The organism is Arthrobacter sp. efr-133-TYG-118 (assembly GCF_030209755.1).
Lineage (GTDB): Bacteria > Actinomycetota > Actinomycetes > Actinomycetales > Micrococcaceae > Arthrobacter.
This window is the reverse complement of sequence record NZ_JARVRH010000012.1, coordinates 274,940-294,223: the sequence shown is the minus strand read 5'-3', so window position 1 is coordinate 294,223 and position 19,284 is coordinate 274,940. Positions and strand designations below refer to the sequence as shown.

The window sequence follows — 19,284 nt, the reverse complement described above, 5'->3', positions numbered from 1 at the left end:
GCAAGCCGCCAAAACGGCACCCTCTAGGGAGCTGTACGGTCCGGGGAGGTTTCTCGCCCCTGTGCGCCGTTCAAGCAAATCCGCCGACGCGGGTGCCAAGGAAGTTACCCGTAGGTATCCCTGGGGCCCCTCCCATTGACGCTTCGGCCGCCTTTGCGCCAGCTCGGTGCGGTGGGCGCGAGCACTTGAATGGACGTCACCACTCCGTCTCCGAGTTCCCTTCGGAACATGTCCAGGAGGCTGGTGCTCAAGAGCCTGAGCTGCGTTGCCCACGCAGTGGAATCGCAGCGGACATGGAGCGTGGTGTCGGTGAAGCTCTCCGGAGTGCAATGCGCGGAAATCTCCGGTCCCACCAAGGCATCCCATTCGGCCATCACGGAGCCGACGGCCACGGGAGACGTCCAGCCGCGTTCGGCCACGAGCCTCCCGACGACTTTCCCCAAACCAAGCGGATCCCGGCCAGTGCCGTGGAATTGGCTGAATCCGCGGGTGTCGCGGACGCCCTTGCGTTTAGGGGCGGCGCCCGTCCGCGGGGCGGCGCGGCGGATTTCGCCCCGCGCGGCGGCCGCTTCGCGCATCCGGTTCAAAGCTGATTGGGCAGCGTCAATCTCGTCAGGGTCCCTGCCCGGCTGGCGTCCGCCGGGGCTATCCTTCTCCATCAATGCCTCCGGGCACAACCTTTACGCGTCGCCCCGCCAGTTCCTCGGGAATGTCGGCGTCGACGGCGGCCGTCACCAACACCTGCTCGGCGCCGGCCACTATTGCAGCCAGTTTACGCCTGCGCTGCACATCCAGTTCGGCGAACACATCGTCGAGGATGAGGATCGGAGCAGAACCGCCGGTGCGGGTGTCATCAAGCATGACGTAGTACGAGGCCAAGCGCAGGGAGAGGCACATGGACCATGTCTCACCATGGGAGGCATAGCCCTTGGCCGGAGCTTGGCCCAGAACCAGTTCCAGTTCGTCGCGGTGGGGTCCGACCAGGGAAATCCCGCGTTCCAACTCCTTGCGGCGCGATGCAGCGAAGGCCTGGACGTAGCGCTCAGTGAGTTGCTCCACGGAGAGCAAGCGGAGGTCCTCGACCCCCTCCGAACCTTCAGCGGGCCGCTCGGCGGGACCGCCGTCGTCGTCCGATACGCCTTGAAGGGTGGAGCGGTAGACCGCGCCGGCCTCTTTGGATCCATCCGTCAGTTGCGCGTAAGCGCTCTTGAGATGAGGTCGGAGCCGTTCCACGAGTTCCAGCCGTGCATGCAGGAGTTCCGCACCGGCCCGCGCCATGTGCTGGTCCCAAACATCGAGCGTCGCCTCGTGGCCCGTGGTGAATTTTCCGGTGCGGGCCGATTTCAAGAGGGCGTTGCGCTGTTTGAGCACGCGGTCGTAGTCGCTGCGGGTCGCCGCGTGCACCGGCATGAGGCTGACCAGCAGTTCGTCGAGGAATCGACGGCGATTGGACGGATCACCTTTGACCAAGGCAAGGTCCTCAGGGGCGAAAAGCACCGTCTGGCAAATGCCCAGGATGTCTCGGGCGCGTACAGGATTTCCGCGGTTAATCCGGCCACGGTTGGCACGGCCGGCATTGATTTCGAGCTCGACCACCGTCGTTTGTTCCCCCCGGACGAGCTTCGCCCGGATCAGCGCGCGATCCGTGCCGAAGCGGAGGAGCGGCGCATCCGTGCTCACGCGGTGTGAACTCAGGGTGGCCAGGTATCCGATGGCTTCCATGAGGTTCGTCTTGCCGATGCCGTTGGACCCCACAAGGACCGTGACACCGGGGCCGAGCTTGAGGTCAACCTGCGCGTAGCTGCGGAAATCAGTGAGCGAAAGATGTTCGAGGTACACGCGTACTGCTGGTCGACCGGGGCCTAGTTGGCCGGACGGGTGGCGTGTCCGCCGAACTGGTTGCGCAGCGCGGACACCATCTTCATGGCCGGTGAGTTGTCTTCGCGGGAGGAGAAGCGGGCGAAGAGCGCAGCGGTGATTGCCGGGGCCGGGATCGCGTTGGCAATCGCTTCCTCCACGGTCCATCGGCCTTCGCCGGAGTCCTCGACGTAGTCCCCGATGGAGGCCAGGCCCGGATCTTCGTCCAAGGCTTTGACCATGAGGTCCAGGAGCCAGGAACGGACCACCGTGCCTTTTTGCCAGGCACGGAAGGTGCCGGGCAGGTCCTTGATGATGTCCTTGGCCGCGAGCAGCTCGTAGCCTTCGGCGTAGGCCTGCATCAGACCGTATTCGATGCCGTTGTGGACCATCTTGGCGTAGTGGCCCGCTCCCACGCCGCCCACGTGGACGAAGCTGTCGGCACGGTCGCCTTCGGGACGGAGCGCGTCGAAGACCGGCATGGCGAGTTCGATGTCCTCATCCGCGCCGCCTGCCATGAGTCCGTAGCCGTTCTGCAGGCCCCAGACGCCGCCGGAAACACCGCAATCGGCGAAGCGGATGTCCTTGGACGCCAGAAAAGCGGCGTGTTTCTGGTCTTCGGTGAAGCGTGAGTTGCCGCCGTCGATCACCATGTCACCGGCGGAAAGCTTTTCGCCGAGTTCGCTGATCACGGCATTGGTGATGTCGCCGGAGGGAACCATGACCCAGACCAGGCGCGGCGTCGGAAGGGCGGCAATCAGTTCGTCAACGGATGCGACGTCGGCGATGTCCTGATTGCGGTCGAAACCAGTGACTTCGATTCCGCCCTTGCGCATGCGTTCGCGCATGTTGAAACCCATTTTTCCAAGGCCGATCAGTCCGATGTGCACGGTGTGAACTCTTTTCTGCGTTGGTGGTTTTGGTATTGACCCGACTGACTCGCACTTGTTGTCGTTTTTGGGGCCCAGAACGACAACTACTGCTAGCTAGTTGGGGAGGCGGACGGGCATCACGAGGTAGCGGTAGTCGCCCTTGTCATCGCCGTCGGCGTCAACCTGGGCGGTGATCATGGCCGGTTTGGGCGCGGTGGTGAAGGAGAAGCGCACGAACTTGGTCTCGATCACGCTCAGGCCTTCCACGAGGTAGTGCGGGTTGAACGCCACCGTGATGTCTTCACCGCTGAGCTGGGCTTCCAGTTCCTCGGATGCCTGAGCATCTTCGCCGGTACCGGCGTCGAGGTTCAGCTGGCCCTGGGTGAACGCCAGGCGAACCGGGGTGTTTCGTTCGGCGACCAAGGACACGCGTCGAACGGCTTCAACGAGTTCCTGCGTTTGGACCGTTGCGTGGATCGGCGTGGAATCCGGGAACAAGGACCGGATCTTGGGGTAGTCGCCGTCGACGAGCAAGGAAGTGGTGGTACGCCCGCCGCTTTCGAAGCCAATCAGGCGGCTGTCGTCGTCGGCGAGGGCGAGATGGATGTCGCCGCTGCCACCGAGGGTCTTGGCTACCTCGTTGAGGGTCTTGGATTTCACCAGGGCACTCGTGGAAATTCCCGGGGTGACGGGCTTCCACGGTACTTCGCGCATGGCGAGGCGGTATCGGTCCGTGGCGAGGAGGGTGATCATGTCATCCTCGATCTCCATCCGGACACCGGTGAGGATCGGCAAGGTGTCATCCCTGCTGGCCGCGATGATGACCTGTGAAACGGCCTGGGCGAAGGCATCGCCGGGCAAGGTTCCGCTGATGGCGGGAAGCGCAGGAAGCGGCGGGTATTCGGATTCCGGCATTGTGGCGAGATGGAAGCTGCTTCGACGGCACGTAAGGGTGACCTTGCTGCCATCGGTCTCGATTTCGACAGGAGCCGAGGGGAGGCTGCGGCAGATATCGGCCAAAAGACGCCCGGAAACCAGGATGGTTCCCTCCGTGGTGATGTCAGCTGGAATCTCGAGACGGGCGGAGGTCTCGTAGTCAAAGCTCGAGAGACTCACTGTTCCGGCCTCTGCCTTGAGCAGGAGACCTGAGAGTACCGGGACGGGCGGCCGCGGAGACAAGGACCGGGCTGTCCATGTGACGGCTTCTGCCAGGACATCCCGCTCGACTCTGAACTTCACGGAAGGGTGCCGCCTTTCATTACTGCTGCCAGTGTTTCACCGGAAACTCCCCCAGGAGCCCCGAAATCCAGCGCCCGGAACCCGAAAGCTGCAAGATCCGCAGTGAGCGAACTACAAAGCAGCGCCAAGGATGGACGCGATGCAGACAGCTTAGCCGGAACTTCGGGCATTAACCCATCCCCGGCCTGCTGGCTTGTGGTTCGAAGCAGCTACGGGCTGCGTCGCTGGGTGGGCGGAAGGAGATTGTTATTTGAGGGAATTCATTTTTTTGGGATTAGTAGTGTTAATAACCCCTGTGGAAACTGTGGATAACCGCTCCTGGACCCGCAGTTCCGCGGTTAAGCCCTGTTCACGATATGTGGGCGACAGGGGTTTTAAACAGGGTGTGGACGTGGATAACCCCCAGGGCCGTTTTTAACGATCCACAGACGGCTTAAGGGTTTTAAGCCCATTAACCGCGCTTGTCCCCTTAAGTATCCACAGGCTTATCCACATGTGCCTGTTAATAAGGTATGTAGTACCTCGAGGGAGTGAGTCAGGAATCGCGTTGTTGTTGCTTGATGCGGTTGGTCAGCTCAGTCACCTGGTTGTAGATCACACGGCGCTCGGCCATCAGTTCGCGAATCTTGCGGTCTGCGTGGATCACTGTGGTGTGGTCGCGGCCGCCAAGCTCCTGGCCGATCTTCGGCAGGGACATGTCGGTGAGCTCGCGACACAGGTACATGGCGATCTGCCGCGCAGTCACCAAGGTGCGCGTCCGGGACTTGCTGCAAAGCTCTTCCATGCTGAGCTTGAAGTACTCGGCCGTCTGCTTCAGGATTTGGTCGGCCGTGATCTCCTGGGCGCCGTCGTCGGTGATCAGGTCCTTCAGCACCATTTCGGCGAGGGCCACATCGACGGGCTGGCGGTTGAGGCTGGCGAACGCAGTGACGCGGATCAGGGCGCCTTCGAGCTCGCGGATGTTACTGGAGATCTTGGAAGCGATGTACTCCAAGGCGTCGTCGGGGGCGGACAATCCCTCGCTCTGGGCCTTCTTGCGGAGGATCGCAATGCGGGTTTCGAGTTCCGGCGGCTGGATATCGGTCAGCAGGCCCCATTCGAAACGGGACTTCATGCGGTCTTCGAACCCGGCCAGCTGCTTCGGCGGGAGGTCCGAGGTGATGACCACCTGCTTGTTGTTGTTGTGCAGGGCGTTGAAGGTGTGGAAGAACTCTTCGAGCGTCCGGTCCTTGCCCGCCAGGAACTGGATGTCGTCAATCAGGAGCACGTCGACGTTGCGGTACGTGGTCTTGAAGCTGGCGCCTTCGTCGTCGCGGATGGAGTTGATGAAGTCGTTGGTGAACTCTTCGGAATTCACGTAGCGCACCCGGATGCCGCTGTAGAGCCGGCGGGCATAGTGGCCGATCGCGTGCAACAAGTGCGTCTTGCCGAGCCCGGAATCACCGTAGATGAACAGCGGGTTATAGGCCTTGGCCGGTGCTTCCGCGACAGCGACGGCGGCAGCATGGGCGAATCGGTTGGAAGAACCGATCACGAAGGTGTCAAAGACGTACTTCGGGTTGAGCCGGCCGAATTCGTGCGAAGTACTCGGCGGGGTGGGCTGTGGCTTCAGTTCCACGGCCAGGTCGTTCGCGGAAGCGAGTTCGACGGCGGGGGCCGGCTCTTCGTGGATGGGCACCAGATCCGTGTCGACGTCGATCGCGCACCGGATGTCGTCGGAAAAGACGCTGCGCAGGGCGTCATCGAGGGCGTCCTTGACCTGCGTCTGGAGAACCTCGCGGGTCAGTTCGTTGGGTACGGCCACCAGTAGCGTGGAGCCGATCAGGCCCTGCGCCTGGGCAAGGATAACGAAACCGCGCTGCCGGGGTGTGACGCGATCGTCTTGTTCCAGCAGGCTCAGCACCCGCCGCCAGGAACTTCCGACCGTGTTGGCGTGGTTGGCTTCGTCTACCGTCATCAATTGGTTCCCTCGAGTGCTTGCTTGCCTGGATTGCGGCAGCCGAAGGTCCAAACCATGAGTGGATTCCGAACCGAATCCACAGGGTTATGCACAGTCCGTGGATAATCGGCTACTGAGACACTCTAGGGGATGGAAACTCCAGAAGATAGCTGGGAAGAAGCTTGTGGATAATTACACGGTTGTGGTTCTGAAACGGGGTCTGTGAGCCACTTCATCCACAGGCTGACGGGGTACTTAGCCACAGCTGGGGATAGCGGGCTCTGCGGCTCCCGGTTTGACCTGGGGGGTCTTTTTGCCCTAACGTTGTGAAGTCCTATGTGTCCGCTTTTTGACCACCCGCACCTCCGGTAAATCCGGCGTTGGGCGGCGGCGGATACTCAATAAACTTAGCGTCGGCCAGTTCTTCCCCTTTTGATCGGGTGGGCGCACCTTTGATCCACTGGAGTAACTAACGTGAGCAAGCGGACTTTTCAGCCGAATAACCGCCGTCGGGCCAAGAAGCATGGCTTCCGCCTTCGTATGCGCACCCGTGCCGGCCGTGCCATCTTGGCCGCCCGTCGTGGCAAGGGCCGCGTCGAACTGTCGGCCTAAATAACTGACTCGTCGGTCAGCCTTCCAAGCGAGCCAATAGGTGCTAGCCACCCGTAACCGTCTGCGGACTTCTACCGACTTTTCAACAACTGTACGTTCCGGCGTCCGCAATGGACGCCGGAACTTAGTGTTATATACGGCACCTATCGGTGCTGGAGAACCGAGCCGCATCGGCTTCATCGTTTCCAAAGCTGTCGGGAACGCTGTGACCAGGAACCTCGTTAAGAGGAGACTGAGAGAAGCAGGTGCTTTGTCTTTGAATAGGCATGGCACGGGTCTTGCTGTTGTGGTCCGGGCGTTGCCCGCGGCTGCGACGGCGAGCTGGGACCAGCTGCTGACGGATTACAATGCCGCCTTGGCGGCAACTACGAAACGGCTCGGCGGATCCTCTCCGCGAGTTGTTTCGCCCACCCAGGGCACCACAACGGAAGGGACACCGCGTGCATGAGCTGAGCTCCGCCGTCGTCCGCTTCTTTAGAGTCGCTCCGAGGATCCTCGGAACATTTTTGTGGGAGCTGCCGCGCAACGTCCTCATCATCTTGCTGAAGACGTATCGCAGGATCATCTCTCCCTTGTACGGCCAGGTGTGCCGATTCTTCCCTTCCTGCTCGGCGTATGCCCTCGAAGCAGTGACGGTACATGGTGCCGTCAAGGGAAGCTGGCTCGCAGTGCGGCGCCTTGCGCGTTGCCACCCCTGGAACGCCGGCGGTGTGGACCACGTCCCCGCTGGACATCGTCACTGGCCCGAAGGCCAGACGCCCACAATTGTTGTACTGAACAACCCGGACCAGTTCCTGGCTGTGTGGTCTGATGAAGACGGTCGCCGCACAGCGGCCTGAGGAAATAGGGAAAACGTATGGACATCTTTGGAACAATTCTGGCCCCGTTCAAGTGGCTAGTGTCCGCGATCATGCTGGGGTTCCACGACGGGCTGAGTTTCATCGGCCTGCCGCCGGAGAACGGCTGGACCTGGACGCTGTCCATCATCGGCTTGGTGCTGGTGATCCGTGCCGCCCTGATCCCTGTCTTCGTCAAGCAAATCAAGGCACAGCGAGGCATGCAGCTGCTTCAGCCTGATCTGAAGAAGATGCAGGCGAAGTACAAGGGCAAGACCGACCAGCTCTCCCGCCAGGCGATGGCGCAGGAACAGATGGCGCTGTACAAGAAGCACGGCACCAACCCGTTCTCCGCTTGTTTGCCCATGCTGATCCAGATGCCGTTCTTCTTCGCCCTGTTCCAGGTGCTTTCCGGTATCAGTGCCGCGAAGGAAAGCGGCAACGGCATCGGTGCTTTGAGCCATGAGCAGGTTGTGCAGTTCGACGCGTCCAGCATCTTCGGTGCCCCGCTCTCGGCTTCGCTGCTCCATGGCGGCGGTGGCGGTGACCAGACGGTCGTGTGGGTCCTCTCCATCGTGATGATCCTCGCCATGACGGCGTCGCAGTTCATCACGCAGAAGCAGATCATGGCCAAGAACATGTCCGAAGAGGCAATGGCCAGCCCGTTCATGCGCCAGCAGAAGATGATGCTCTACATTCTGCCGCTCGTTTTCGGTGTGGGTGGCATCAACTTCCCGATTGGTGTGCTCATCTACTGGACCACCACCAACTTGTGGACCATGGGCCAACAGTTCTTTGTCATCCGCCGCATGCCGACTCCGGGTTCCCCCGCGGCGAAGGCGCTTGCTGAACGTCGCGCAGCCAAGGGCTTGCCTTCCCACCCCCTCCTGGGCGGTAAGAAGGACGCAGACGTCGCTGCCGAAGTGGCCGCCGTAGAGGTCAAGGCACAGCAGCGCATCCAGCCACAACGTAAGAACAGGAAGAAGAAGTAATGTCTGTTGAAAGCACCGAAGAGGCAACGGCCGCTGCCGCCGAGGAACTGGCAGAAGCCACAGAAGAAACTTCCGAAGATGGCGCTGTTGCCGGCAAGGGCACTTCCGTGAGCCGCCTCGAGGAAGAGGGGGACGTCGCCGCGGACTACCTTGAGGAACTCCTCGACATTGCCGACATTGATGGCGACATCGACATTGAGATCCGCAACGGCCGCACCTACATCTCGATCGCGGCTGAAGACGACTCCGAGGGGCTTGAGAGCCTGGTAGGTCGCGACGGTGAAGTGCTCGAAGCCCTTCAGGAACTCGCTCGCCTGTCCGTGCTGTCGGCGACTGAGAACCGGTCCCGCCTGGTGCTTGACATCAACGGCTACCGCAAGGAACGTGCCGGCGATCTGCAGCAGATTGCCGAAGACGCCGTCGCGAAGGTCAAGGAGACCGGCGCCTCTGTGGCACTTGAACCAATGAGTGCCTACGAACGCAAGATTGTGCACGACGCTGTCGCGGACCTCGGCTTTGTATCCGAGTCCGAGGGCGAAGGCGCCGGCCGCCACATCGTGGTTTCGGCCGACTAACGGATCATGGTTGAAATTACGGCAGCCGAACTGCAGGCGGCAGAGAAGATTTTCGGTGATCGGCTGGGTCTCGCCCAGCGGTACGTAGAGCATCTGGCGACGTCGGGAACCGAGCGCGGGCTGATTGGCCCGCGCGAGGTTCCGCGCCTGTGGAGCCGGCACGTTCTCAATTGCGCGGTCATCGAGTCGGCGATTGCCCATGGAAGCCACGTTGCAGACGTTGGGTCCGGCGCGGGGCTTCCGGGCTTGTGCCTGGCGATTGCACGCCCCGATCTTGAACTCACGCTGATCGAACCCCTGGAGAGACGCGTCATCTGGCTTCAGGAAGTAGTGGACGACCTCGGGCTGGGCAATGTTACCGTCATGCGCACCCGGGCAGAGCTCGCGGTCGGAATGGTCGACGCGGACGTTGTCACGGCGCGGGCTGTCTCTGCCCTGTCCAAGCTCGCTGGCTTGACCATTCCCTTGCTTAACGGCAAGGGTGAAGTGGTTGCAATCAAGGGCCGCAGTGCTGCGGAGGAGATTGAGCAAGCAGCGAAAGTCATCCGCAGGCTCGGCGGCGTGGAAACGTCCGTCGTAGTTTGTGGGCAGGAGCTCCTGGAAGAACCCACCACAGTGGTGCGGATCGTCGTTAACAAACAGCGGAAGATCGCTTAGCTTCGGCGCTGTGTCCCGCGTGTCCGCAACTGAGCGGTTAAGCTAGAGAACGGCAGCTAGAGCCGAATGAGAGTGAGAGTGTGACAGTGGGCAGTAGCGAAACCTCCACCCAGCGGATCCCGCCATTTATTTCCTTGGGGTCGGCTCGGGCCATGGCTGCACCCTCGGCGTCCTTTGAATCTGCGCTGATGCGCACGAATTCGGTTGCGAACGCCGCTGTTTCACGTGAAACCCTGATTGCCGGACACGACAACGTCATGGACTCCATCGACGACTCCAGCCCTATTGCGCGCCAGCTCGCCAACGAGACCCGACGTCGCGAACGGCTGCTGGGACGCGAGCTTCCCAAGCCCGAGAAGACCCGGATATTTACCGTGTCCAATCAAAAGGGCGGCGTAGGAAAGACCACCACGACCGTCAATATTGCGGCCGCTTTGGCTTCCGCTGGACTCAATGTCCTGGTGATCGACATCGATCCCCAGGGAAATGCATCCACCGCTCTCGGCATTGAGCACCACGCCGACGTCGACAGTATCTACGATGTGCTGATCAATGATCTCCCGCTGCGTGACGTAGTGGCTCCTTGCCCTGATATTCCCAATCTCATCTGCGCGCCGGCAACCATTCACCTGGCGGGCGCTGAAATTGAACTGGTTTCCCTCGTGGCACGCGAGCAGCGCCTGCGCCGCGCCATCGATGTGTATTCGAAGGAACGCGCAAAGAACGGTGAAGGTCGCCTGGACTTCATCTTCATCGACTGCCCGCCCAGCCTGGGCCTGCTGACGGTCAACGCCTTCTGCGCGGCCAGCGAGGTACTCATCCCGATCCAGTGTGAGTACTACGCATTGGAAGGCCTGAGCCAGCTCCTGAAGAACATCGAAATGATCCAGAAGCACCTCAATGCTGATCTGGTCGTTTCCACCATACTCCTCACCATGTACGACGGCCGCACCAACCTGGCCGCACAGGTGGCTTCCGAAGTCCGGCAGCATTTCCCGGAGCAAGTTCTCGGCGCCGTGGTTCCCCGCTCCGTGCGCATCTCGGAAGCTCCGAGCTACCAACAGACGGTGATGACCTACGATCCGTCATCCAGCGGCGCGTTGTCCTACATGGAAGCCGCCGCGGAAATCGCCGAACGCTAGACTTCCTTAATCACTGCAATATCCTTGGCGGGCCCTATTCTTGCCATTCCACCGGAGGGACATACTAATGAGCGAAAAGCGACGAGGCCTGGGTAGGGGTCTTGGGGCTCTCATTCCCAGCTCCGCTTCGGCTGGTGCATCGGGCAATGGCGTTCCGACGTCCCGCCCTGTGGACCTCTTCTTCCCTGAGGCACGCAAGACCCCGGAGACGGTGGATGCTCTTGAAGTGCCTGAGACCGAGGTAGCGAAGAGCTCGCCATCGCGAGGCTCTTCGTCCAAGAGTACGACGGCGGCAAAGGCTCCTGCTGCGAAGTCGCCCGCTGCGAAGGTCACCGCCGATGAAAAGCAGGCCGCGTCTGAGCCTGCCGAGGCTGCCGATGACGCTTCTTCTGAGTCGCTTCCCGCGGAATCGCCCGAGGTCCAACTGGTCGAGGTTCCCGGGGCGCGCTTCGCCGAAATCCCGGTCGGGGACATCCATCCCAACCGCAAGCAACCGCGCAGCGTCTTCGACGAGGACGACATGGCGGAGCTGGTTCACTCCGTCAAAGAAATAGGCGTCCTCCAGCCGATTGTTGTACGTACTTCAACCGAAAAGGGTGGAGAACCGTACGAGCTGGTGATGGGTGAACGACGATGGAGGGCTGTACAGGCCGCCGGACTCGAAACCATTCCCGCGATTGTTCGCGACACCAATGATGACGACCTCCTGCGCGATGCTTTGCTGGAGAACCTCCACCGCAGCCAACTGAACCCTCTGGAAGAAGCAGCTGCCTACCAGCAGCTCCTGGAGGACTTCGGTACTACCCACGAGCAGCTGGCCGATCGGATCGGACGGTCGCGGCCGCAGGTGTCCAACACCCTCCGCCTCCTCAAACTCCCTCCCCTCGTGCAACGACGCGTTGCCGCCAGCGTGCTCTCGGCCGGCCATGCTCGTGCATTGCTCGCTCTTCCCGACGCAGCCGCTATGGAGCGTCTCGCGCAGAAGATTGTCTCTGAAGGAATGTCCGTACGGGCCACTGAGGAAGCAGTGGCGTTGTACCAGGATCCTACTGTGCCGCCTAAGAACAGCATCCCGCGCCCGAATGCGCGCCATGAGCGCCTAGACTACCTTGCGTCTTCTCTTTCTGATCGGCTGGACACCAATGTCAAGATCACACTGGGTGCCCGAAAGGGTCGAGTCAGCATTGAGTTTGCGAGCGTTGAGGATCTGAACCGCATCATGGATGTTTTGTCGCCCGGGGATGAAGGCTAGTCGCTCGATTTCACGGAATTGGGGTTTGCTTCTGAGGAGGCAGGCCCCATTTTCATTTAACGGTTGCTCGAGGGGCGTACGGAAGTCAGTTGGTGCTGTTGCCATGTTCATCGTGGAGTGAGCACCACTAGGGTGCGCTCGGGCTGTGGATGGCTGAGTGTAGCTATTTGAGTAACTTGTTTGTGCTGAAGGCGCGGCCGGTTTGAGGCCCTTCCGCTGTGGGTGCAGCAGTCCTGGACACTTGCCCCTAAGGTGTCCGTCGCGGCGAGCCGCTCCACTACGTGTTGTCACTTATGTGTTTCACGTGAAACGCACAGGGACTGGCGCGCAAGAAGATAGGAGGCTGGCTTCTCATTGGCCCGATGCGGGGGCCGATTTGGGTCCCTCTTCCGCAAAAGATCACTCGAGTGCTCTCGAATGCTTCCGTTCGAGCTGGCTGGAATATGCCTCAGTGACAGGCAACGTCGAGTTCCCCTAAGCTTAGGTTGCGGCTGCCAGCTTCCTTTGCGAGCACATGTCTTCGCGATTCACGTGAGTAACAGGGTTCGTTCGGCTTCAATTGACGTTCGGCTGGATCTCCTACGGTCGAACCTGGGAGTCCCGCCGGATTCTTCGTTGTCGACACAGGCATCTGCTGGCCTTGGTCGATCCGGCTTTTGGGCGCCCGGATCAGTTCCGATCCCCTTCTTTTGTGTGTGCCGACTCAGGCGGGGCTAGGGCAACTTCTGTAGAACGTTCAACCTACATTCTGCGCCCACACAGTTCCATAGCTTGGACTCAACTTCAGCCGGTGACGGCGCAACAGTGCGAGCATGCTGGGCCAAGCGAGCCGGGGCCTCCTACGCGTCGTTGAGATGCAGATGTTTCACGTGAAACAGCCGGCGCGGCCGCGCGTGCCCGTCGGGCTTGATCTCGATTTCGCCTGAACAAGTCAGTCTGTCAGGTGGTCTGGCAGTCACGTTGAGATAGACAGTCGGCTCGGGCCGTTTCACGTGAAACCGAGGATTGCAGGCTGGGCCGGGATCGATTCAGAGCATGCGCTTCGATATTTGGTAGTTGACTCGCAGTACGTGGTAAATGATTGGCGACGCGGCTCAGCGACACGCCTCAGAAGCCGCCACTTCCTCGGACTGCTTCTGTCCACTTAGTTCTTAGAGGGGGATCTCAGGCATTCGGCCCCGCCCATCAAGCCGCTCAAGAAATGCGGCATTTACGGTTGGAGATACTGAAAGAGAGTTCCAGGTAGTAGCGATGGGCTCGGCCATGCCTTGCCACCTTTCCCTCCCGTGCATCGAACTCACCATTTTCCACCATGATCCCTCGTGGCAGGCCGGCCGAGCACCCTTGGCGTTAGGACCAACTCGCTGAATGCAGCACAGGACAGGAGGCATCCCTGCTCGGACTGCCAGGACGCTGGGGATAGGGTGTGCGCGGGGTCTTCTTATTGACGAATTGGGTCCTGCGTGGGGACGGGTCGAACCGTCGTCTACCTGTGTCCCGTGCTGGCCGATGCTCAGGATCACTGGGGTAGCGGGTCCGAACGACTTGGTGCAGCGTGCGTTGGGTGGTGTTCTGGACGTCTGGCACACGGAATAGCCAGGAGCTGGTGCCGGCCCGATGGGAACAGGTAGGGGCGGGAGCTACCCGCGACTATGAAGCGTTAGGTGGAGTGGTTGCTGATCGCTCGCCCTGGTTGCTGGCGCGTGCCTGGGACTGCGATTGATTGCCACTGCAGAGCTTGGACCTGAGCGATGCTGAGGCCTCTTTGGCTGCTGACATCTGCGGCGTGAGGTCGGGGCAGACGTTCGGATGCTGCTCCCCTGTTGGCTTGAATATGAGATTGGCACAGTCCAAAGCGTTCCGTGATCACCTTGGATCTCCGTCGGAACTGGTGAGCCTGGGGCAGGTTCGATCGACTGACGGCGTTGTTACATCCGAGATGCAGGGACTCGCCAAAGATCGCTCGTGAACGTCCCCAACCCGTGGGGTGCTAATCGTTTCGGCTAGAGCCCAGCTGGGCTTCGGGAATCAATGGTCAGTAGTGCCAACGGCTCCAGCCACAACGTGATCGCAGTCCCCCAGCAGTCCGAAGCGGCTCGGGGTGTGGGTGTGGGGGTGTCGGTTCTGGCGCCGTTACCCGTGCCCAGCCCGATAGTCGCACGGATGATTTGTAGACGTGGCAGCGGCCGCGGTGATCGTTTGGGATGAAGCTGTAAGCAGAGTAGTCTCTCCCGCAGTCATCATGCCAGGTTCATCCTTGGCGCTTAGACCGGTCCTACCCTCTCCGGTATGGCCGCGTTCTTGGTACGAGTGCTCTTTGGTTCGCGCGTGCCTGTGCGATCTGATTGCTCCAGGACAAGCTGAGTGGCGAGCCACTCGTTGGAAGCGCGAAATGAGCGCGGCACTCCGTGGCGTGTGTGGATTTCGTATGGACTCGGGATGCTGTGCCCCGGCGAATCTCGGGGGTGGACCCACGGCATGCTGCACGCATGCTCGCTGGGCGAGGTTCTGTTAGTTCACTTCGGTGTCTGAATTTTGGAGGTGGGTGTACACCCGGATCGGGCTCTAGGCTGGTCAGCCGCGGAACATTGGGACTACGCGGCCGCTACTTCAAGAACGCCTGTTGGAAGTATCGACGGTCCGGGACGCGAGCGGACGTACAAAAGCGAGGCTCGATACGGGAGTTACTTCGGTAGCCGGAAGAACAAGTTTGCTCTGCTAGGGCGCTGCTCCCACCCGCTTGACGGGTACGAACCGCTGTTGAAAAGTCTGAGAGCGTCGGTGGATATCGTTGTGGATAACTTTGTTGATAAGTCTTCCGGGCTGGGGCGTTGGAGGTCTGAACTCTGCGAGTCTCTATCCGGCCGGCGCCGGTACTCGTGCGGTGTTTGTGCCCTTCAACGGCTCTGTTTCACGTGAAACAGAGCTGTCGTCTTCAAACTGGTCGTTTTCACCCAATTTTCGCCTGATTCTGGCCCGCTTCTGCCCTCTTGCGGTGATTTCCTACCCAAGGTAAGCCTGATTTCGCGTGACAGGCTGAGCGGCACTTTGGTTCGCACTGATGGCGGTCCCTACCACGCGCGGGGAGGTGCTAGGACCGGTTCGTTTTCCCGGTGGATATCTCTGTGGATAACTATGTGCATAACTTTGGACCGGTCGGTGGATATCCTTCGCAGGCTCGATCCAACTGCTGTCGAAGGGCCGTCCCATGTTGTGCACTAGTGTCCGAATCCTAATCAGCAGGTCGCGGCTCCTAATGCTTCCTGAGGCTAGAGTGAACGAGTTTGGGCCCATGGTCGTGGCATGTTTCACGTGAAACTGTGACCGCCCCGAGGCTGCCCGCGGGACTCTCTCGGGCCTGAAGGGAAGGGCGCGTCGCAGGCTGCTGATTGGCCGACGCACACCAATACGCGCTTGTGGGGGAATCAGCCGTTGAGACGACATGGCTCCAGTGCTTCTGTCGAAGGGACCGCACGCTAGTCTGTTTCGGCATGGTGCATTCACAACGTGGGTATGCCGGCGATCAGGGTGCCGTCCGCAAAGCCAGTGGTAATGGCTTGCACTTTCAATCGATATTGAAGCAGCGACCGCCTGCGCCCCGCCGAACTTGTACATCGAGCCGTAGGGAACCGTGGGCGGGCCGGGGACCCACGGGCCGGGCGAACACTCTGCAATGGGAATCGCCGTCCGACGTTCAGCCGTGCGAATGATCGGGTTCTCACGCCTCGGGGATACGAATTCGTCTCCCGGTGCGTTTGGGTACGCTTGAGTTCCCGAGCAAACCGCGAAGCCCTCACACCGCCCACGCGCCCCCCTTTCCCGCGTTCGAATCCTCCAGTACCAGCAATTGTCCGTGACGGAGGGTGCAGCTCGGGAAGATTGTTGGAGGCTGCATGTTCGTGTTGGATTCGGCCCTCGTGGTTCATTCGCATCTGGATGATCGTTCTGGGAGGCCAACGTTGCTAGGTGACTGGCTTCGTGACGCCAGGTCAGTAGGTGTGAGGTACGAACCGGGTCTGCCGAAGTCCGGGGCAGTAGCTCGATCGGAGCGAACTCGGCGCCGGCCGCAGCGCCGTGATCCAGGATTGGAGATTGGGGCCACGCTCATCGGTGCAGGCTTGCTCCAGCGCCGTCTTGAACCCGGCTCCGACTAGATTCTCACGTGGGAACTGCGGCCTAAGGCTGCGTGGATGGGTTCAATGAGGCGTGAACTGGGTCAATTTGGACCCGCGCCGCCTGTCGGTTTGCGAACATGACCTGGCTATCGCGCGCGGCATTTGAGAACTTGACCGCTCCGACCGGAGCTTGTCCCCACCCTCAATTGCGATTCAGTCTCCGAATGGCCGCCCTGAGGGAATTGGAAGGTGATGATGTCCGGCCACCCTCCCGGCGTTGCTGTGCAGAGGTGATGCAGTACTGGCGCCGTCGCGCCGCGTCACCGATGGTTGTTCGTTCTGATGCCAAGGGCCGACCTGAAGGCGCCTACTTGAGCTCCTTGAGTGGCGCTTTTGCTGACCGGCAACCCGAGTTGGCCTGCGAACGTGCGTGAGGAAGCCGACATGACCACATCGCAATCTACCCGGTGTGGACGGCGGGAAGGCCAATCGTTGCTCTCCTCTGGCTACTGGGACAGATGTATCGACGCAGCGTCGGCCCGCAAGAGTCAAGATGCCCGGGCCAGATCCCGGAGCCCGTATCGAACCGCAGTGCAACGGCGGCTCATCCCGATCAGTATCCAGCCTGTGGGCTCTTACAGATCCGTCCCGCCACGAAGTGTCGAACCACCTCCGAAAACTACCGATGTGCCTGTACGGATGACTGACTGGATTTCATAGCGCGGAATCTCGACCGTTAATTTTGAAACAACTGAAATTAATTGCAAGACATGCTTATTCAACAGACCAGGTGAACGCATGCCGCGACGACGCAGCTGTGCCTCACCGTCGTCGCGGCCTGGACAGTCTTTGAACGATCTATTTGCGGAGGCGAGGGCCTCGGTGAATAGGTCATCCAGCAGCAATCTCTAGGAACGTTGCACGACAATCCGAATCCCGAGAGCTGGGACGTGTTCTATTCTGTGCAGAACCCTCCGCACGATGGCCCGCCCGTGCTCGGTGGTGAAGGACGCTGGTTGCCCGGTCGAGTCGAGTCTTGGCCCATGAGCACATGATTATGATCTTCAGGCTGACACGGTGTTTCACGTGAAACATGGAGCACTGATGAGTTTGCGCGGGACACCCTTAACTAACAACGAAGAATGTCCTGAGGCCGGCCACCTACGCTACCCAGGGCGCCCTAAGCCGTCGGCAAGAGGCGTCGCCCGCAGGAGTCAGTGGATCGGAAATCCGTACGGAGTTCAGTACGGCATCAGTACCGACCGGGAGTTTCGCATGTGCCCGCGAACCGTGCGCCGGCGTGTGTCCACTTAGGTTTCACGTGAAACCGTGCAGCAGCCAGTTTCCACGCTGTTCGGGTCTATTTGATGCGAACACGAGTGTGTAGTTCGATACCGGGTGAGCGGGTAGCCATGTTTCACGTGAAACGGTGCACTTGCTGAGCGCGCAAGAACTCATCTGGCACCGATTTCGAAGACGCGATCTGCTGGGAATTCCACTACCGGCCAGCGCTGTTTCACGTGAAACAGTCGAATCTACCCGTGTTCCAAGTCATGCCCGCCTGCAATTGCACTGATCCCAGCCCGGTTCCGGTTGCCCACATATCTCACGCCTGTCTAGGCCCGTTATCAAGAAGAATTAGTCATTTTGAATATGAAAAAAGTTCACAAACAAAAGGTCCAAGCGAAACCAGCGGCAGCCCTTCGCTGTGCCTACCAATACCTCCGGCAATCACCACCATCACCGAGCTGCGTGGCGACGAACCCAGGACTGCGTATCCCAAGGCACGAAAAAGCCGGTGGTCCTCGCTCAAGAGCGAAAACCACCGGCTGAATCAGAAGCGACCTCTAAACGGGCGCCCGACGTCCTAGGACAGTACGGATTCAAATTCCTTTTCGAAGAACTGCTTCGGCTTGGCACCGATAACCGTGCTCTTCACTTCTCCCCCACTGAAGAGGTAAACCGCCGGAATCGACGTGATGCCGTATTCAGCGGCAATGGCCGGGTTGTCGTCGACATTCAGCTTGACGACGTCAACTTTGTCTCCGTATTCAACCGAGATCTCGTCGAGGATGGGACCCAACTTACGGCACGGGCCGCACCACTCTGCCCAGAAGTCCACGATGACCGGCTTTTCGGCGGCCAGGACGTCGGTGCTGAAACTGGCGTCGGTAACGTTTTTAGCGTTGCTCATAATTCTTTCCCTTCGAATGGATGGCTGCTGTGCCGATTAGGCGTGCAGGTCTGCAAGATAGTGTTCGACGTCCAAGGCCGCGACACAACCGGAACCGGCAGCCGTGATGGCCTGACGGTAGGTGGGGTCCACGACGTCGCCGGCGGCGAAGACGCCCTTGATGCTGGTCTTGGAGCTGCGGCCGTCGACGGCGATGGTGCCTTCAGGGGCTAGCTCCAGCTTTCCCTTTACGAGTTCCGTGCGGGGATCGTTGCCGATGGCCACGAAAACGCCGGTGACGGCGAGTTCGGACTCGGTGCCGTCAACGAGGTTCTTCAGCTTCAGGCCGCTCACCTTGGCCCCACCGATGACGTCTTCGACGGCGGTGTTCCACACGAAGTTAATCTTCTCGTGGGCCTGGGCACGGTCACCCATGATTTTGGAAGCCTTGAGGCTGTCGCGGCGGTGTACCACGGTGACGGACTTGGCGAATTTGGTGAGGAAGAGTGCTTCCTCCATGGCAGAGTCGCCGCCGCCGATCACCGCGATGTCCTGGTCCTTGAAGAAGAAACCGTCACAGGTTGCACACCAGCTCACGCCGTGGCCGGAAAGGCGCTTTTCATTCTCCAGGCCGAGTTCACGGTATGCGGAACCCGTCGACAGAATGATGGCGCGTGCCTTGAAGGTCTCCCCCGTGGCGATGGTCACTGACTTGATGTCACCGTCGAGGTCCAGTTCGGTGACATCCTCAAACTGAATTTCAGTCCCGAAGCGTGCCGCCTGCTTTTCGAAGTTTTCCATGAGATCAGGTCCCATGACGCCTTCGGGAAAACCGGGGTAGTTCTCGACGTCCGTTGTGTTCATCAGTTCGCCACCGGCAGTCACGGAACCGGCGATGAGCAGCGGGTTCATGTTCGCGCGTGCCGTGTAGACGGCAGCCGTATAACCGGCAGGCCCTGAGCCTACGATGATGACATCACGTACGTTGGACGCGGTGTTTTCTGCGTTGCTCACTGGTGGGTG

Annotated in this window: 15 protein-coding genes; 8 read left to right on the top strand and 7 right to left on the bottom strand. The window is 60.4% G+C overall.

Annotated elements, in window-relative coordinates:
* Positions 1-104: 104 nt before the first annotated feature.
* The 5 genes from QRN59_RS12230 to dnaA all read right to left on the bottom strand — a co-directional run bounded on the left by QRN59_RS12230 (position 105) and on the right by dnaA (position 5,925).
* On the bottom strand, positions 105-659 hold the full coding sequence (locus QRN59_RS12230; RefSeq protein WP_234752970.1) for a DciA family protein: 555 nt from the start codon (positions 657-659) through the stop codon (positions 105-107).
* Positions 646-1,839: a DNA replication/repair protein RecF gene (gene recF / locus QRN59_RS12225; RefSeq protein ID WP_284982775.1), complete on the bottom strand. Its 1,194-nt coding sequence runs from the start codon at positions 1,837-1,839 to the stop codon at positions 646-648. Before recF ends, QRN59_RS12230 begins: the two co-directional genes overlap by 14 nt.
* Positions 1,840-1,862: 23 nt before the next feature.
* Positions 1,863-2,783, bottom strand: coding sequence for a phosphogluconate dehydrogenase (NAD(+)-dependent, decarboxylating) (gene gnd / locus QRN59_RS12220; RefSeq protein WP_350225235.1), 921 nt, complete (start codon positions 2,781-2,783; stop codon positions 1,863-1,865).
* Positions 2,784-2,843: 60 nt separating this feature from the next.
* Positions 2,844-3,968 (bottom strand): DNA polymerase III subunit beta, encoded by a 1,125-nt coding sequence (gene dnaN, locus QRN59_RS12215; RefSeq protein WP_284982773.1) that lies wholly within the window; start codon positions 3,966-3,968, stop codon positions 2,844-2,846.
* Between the two features lie 535 nt (positions 3,969-4,503).
* Positions 4,504-5,925 (bottom strand): chromosomal replication initiator protein DnaA, encoded by a 1,422-nt coding sequence (gene dnaA, locus QRN59_RS12210; RefSeq protein ID WP_284982771.1) that lies wholly within the window; start codon positions 5,923-5,925, stop codon positions 4,504-4,506.
* Positions 5,926-6,381: 456 nt separating this feature from the next.
* Between dnaA and rpmH the strand changes: the two genes are divergently transcribed.
* The 8 genes from rpmH to QRN59_RS12170 all read left to right on the top strand — a co-directional run bounded on the left by rpmH (position 6,382) and on the right by QRN59_RS12170 (position 11,973).
* Positions 6,382-6,519, top strand: coding sequence for a 50S ribosomal protein L34 (gene rpmH / locus QRN59_RS12205; protein ID WP_011776797.1), 138 nt, complete (start codon positions 6,382-6,384; stop codon positions 6,517-6,519).
* A gap of 40 nt (positions 6,520-6,559) precedes the next feature.
* Positions 6,560-6,967 (top strand): ribonuclease P protein component, encoded by a 408-nt coding sequence (gene rnpA / locus QRN59_RS12200; RefSeq protein WP_078107069.1) that lies wholly within the window; start codon positions 6,560-6,562, stop codon positions 6,965-6,967.
* Entirely contained in the window at positions 6,960-7,358 is a 399-nt protein-coding gene (yidD, locus tag QRN59_RS12195; protein ID WP_425550475.1) for a membrane protein insertion efficiency factor YidD, read from the top strand. The genes rnpA and yidD overlap by 8 nt, the downstream gene beginning before the upstream one ends.
* A gap of 17 nt (positions 7,359-7,375) precedes the next feature.
* A complete protein-coding gene (gene yidC / locus QRN59_RS12190; RefSeq protein ID WP_284982770.1) occupies positions 7,376-8,347 on the top strand; it encodes a membrane protein insertase YidC in 972 nt (323 codons plus the stop codon).
* Positions 8,347-8,922, top strand: coding sequence for a Jag family protein (locus tag QRN59_RS12185; RefSeq protein WP_284982769.1), 576 nt, complete (start codon positions 8,347-8,349; stop codon positions 8,920-8,922). Before yidC ends, QRN59_RS12185 begins: the two co-directional genes overlap by 1 nt.
* A gap of 6 nt (positions 8,923-8,928) precedes the next feature.
* The gene (rsmG, locus tag QRN59_RS12180; protein WP_059388861.1) at positions 8,929-9,579 is read left to right on the top strand and encodes a 16S rRNA (guanine(527)-N(7))-methyltransferase RsmG; all 651 of its coding nucleotides are present in this window, start codon (positions 8,929-8,931) and stop codon (positions 9,577-9,579) included.
* An 86-nt stretch (positions 9,580-9,665) separates the two neighbouring features.
* Positions 9,666-10,721 (top strand): ParA family protein, encoded by a 1,056-nt coding sequence (locus QRN59_RS12175; protein WP_284982768.1) that lies wholly within the window; start codon positions 9,666-9,668, stop codon positions 10,719-10,721.
* Between the two features lie 67 nt (positions 10,722-10,788).
* Positions 10,789-11,973 carry a ParB/RepB/Spo0J family partition protein gene (locus QRN59_RS12170; protein WP_284982767.1) on the top strand — a complete coding sequence of 395 codons (1,185 nt, stop codon included), beginning with the start codon at positions 10,789-10,791 and terminating at the stop codon, positions 11,971-11,973.
* 5,982 nt (positions 11,974-17,955) lie between these two features.
* On the opposite strand, the gene trxA is transcribed toward QRN59_RS12170, so the two are convergent.
* Entirely contained in the window at positions 17,956-18,282 is a 327-nt protein-coding gene (gene trxA / locus QRN59_RS12165) for a thioredoxin (protein ID WP_078107075.1), read from the bottom strand.
* Between the two features lie 36 nt (positions 18,283-18,318).
* Positions 18,319-19,275 carry a thioredoxin-disulfide reductase gene (trxB, locus tag QRN59_RS12160; RefSeq protein WP_284982766.1) on the bottom strand — a complete coding sequence of 319 codons (957 nt, stop codon included), beginning with the start codon at positions 19,273-19,275 and terminating at the stop codon, positions 18,319-18,321.
* Positions 19,276-19,284 lie beyond the last annotated feature (9 nt).